At 74.9% G+C, this 1,935-nt stretch carries 2 protein-coding genes; both read left to right on the plus strand.

Features of this window, described 5'->3' with window-relative positions; all coding sequences use genetic code 11:
• The first annotated feature begins 4 nt into the window (after positions 1-4).
• Positions 5-1,078: a tRNA (adenosine(37)-N6)-threonylcarbamoyltransferase complex transferase subunit TsaD gene (gene tsaD, locus RIF93_RS20450; RefSeq protein WP_309093279.1), complete on the plus strand. Its 1,074-nt coding sequence runs from the start codon at positions 5-7 to the stop codon at positions 1,076-1,078.
• A gap of 9 nt (positions 1,079-1,087) precedes the next feature.
• Positions 1,088-1,935, plus strand: an 848-nt coding sequence (locus tag RIF93_RS20455) for an NAD(P)H-dependent glycerol-3-phosphate dehydrogenase (RefSeq protein ID WP_309093278.1), incomplete at its 3' end; no start/stop codon positions are given.

Below are 1,935 nucleotides of genomic sequence, written 5' to 3' on the forward strand. Positions count from 1 at the left end.
ACCCCTGACCGTGCTCGGTCTCGAGACCAGCTGCGACGAGACCGCCGCCTCGGTGGTGCGCCTGACGCCGCGGGGCGAGGCGACCGTCCTGTCCTCGGTGGTCCACAGCCAGATCGACGACCACGCGGCCTACGGCGGCGTGGTGCCCGAGATCGCCGCCCGCAGCCACGTCGAGATGATCGGCGAGGTTGCCTGCCGCGCCATGAACGAGGCCGGCCTCGGCTACGACGCTCTTGACGGCATCGCCGCCACCGCCGGGCCGGGCCTGGTCGGCGGGGTCATGGTCGGCCTCAGCTTCGGCAAGGCGGTCGCCCTGGCCCGCGGCCTGCCGCTGGTCGCGGTCAACCACCTCGAGGGCCACGCCGTCTCGGCCCGCCTCGCCCGCCCGGTCGACTATCCCTACCTGCTGCTGCTCGTTTCCGGCGGCCACTGCCAGCTGCTCGAGGTGCGCGGCGTCGGCGACATGACCCGGCTGGGCACCACCATAGACGACGCCGCCGGCGAGGCCTTCGACAAGATCGCCAAGGCGCTCGGCCTCGGCTACCCCGGCGGCCCCGCGCTGGAGAAGCTGGCCGAACGGGGCGACCCGGACCGCCACGACCTGCCGCGCTCCCTGCTCGGCCGCAAGGACTGCGACTTCTCCTTCTCCGGGCTCAAGACCGCCGCCTCGCGCCTCGCCCACGCCTGCGAGACCGACCAGGACCGCGCCGACCTCGCCGCCGCCGTCCAGGCCGCCATCGCCCGCCAGCTGGCCGACCGCACCGAACGCGCCCTGCAGGTCTACGCGGAACGCCACGATCACCGCCTGCTGGTGGTGGCCGGCGGCGTCGCCGCCAACCGCACGATCCGCGCTGTCCTGGAGGCGGCCGCCGCCCGGCACGGCTTCGGCTTCCTCGCCCCGCCGCTGGCCTGGTGCACCGACAACGCCGCCATGATCGCGCTGGCCGGGGCGGAACGGCTGCAGCTCGGACTGACTTCAGACATCGACGCCGCGGCCCGGCCGCGCTGGCCGCTGGACGAGGCGACCGCCCTGTCCGATCCGGCCCACAAACCCGGGCGCAAGGGCGCCAAGGCCTAAGGAGAGCCCATGGAATTCCGCACGGCGGGCGTAATCGGCGCGGGCGCCTGGGGCACGGCCCTGGCCCAGGTCTGCGGCTGGGCGGGGCTCGACGTCCTGCTGCAGGCGCGCGAGCCCGAGGTGGCCGACAGCATCCGCGCCCGCCGGGTCAACGACCTGTTCCTGCCCGACGTCGTGCTGGACAGCCGCGTCGCCGTCAGCAACGAGCTCGCCGACCTCGCCGCCTGCGACCTCATCCTCGCCGTCCCGCCGGCCCAGCACATGCGCGCGACGCTGCAGGCCTTCGCCCCGCACCACCGCCCCGGCGTGCCCATCGTGCTCTGCTCCAAGGGCGTCGAGCGCGGCTCGCTCAAGCTGATGACCGACGTCCTCGCCGAGACCCTGCCGGACGCCCCCGCCGCCGTCCTCTCCGGCCCCAGCTTCGCCGGCGAGGTGGCCCGCGGCCTGCCGAGCGCCGTCACCCTGGCCTGCGCCGACGCCGCCCTCGGCCAGGCCCTGATGGAGACCCTGTCGGCCCCGACCTTCCGCCCCTACCTGGCCCACGACCTGATCGGCGCCGAGGTCGGCGGGGCGGTCAAGAACGTGCTGGCTATCGCCTGCGGCATGGCCGAGGGCCGCGGCCTCGGGCGCAGCGCCCACGCCGCCCTGATCACCCGCGGCTTCGCCGAGATGACCCGCCTCGGGGTAGCATTGGGCGGCCAGGCCGCCACCGTCGCCGGCCTGTGCGGCCTCGGCGACCTGGTGCTGACCTGCTCCAGCCCCCAGTCGCGCAACATGAGCCTGGGCCTCGCCCTCGGCCAAGGCCAGACCGTCGAACAGGCCCTCGCCGGCAAGCGCTCGGTGGCCGAGGGCTATGA

It is taken from the genome of Phenylobacterium sp., from assembly GCF_031181185.1.
Taxonomy (GTDB): domain Bacteria; phylum Pseudomonadota; class Alphaproteobacteria; order Caulobacterales; family Caulobacteraceae; genus Phenylobacterium.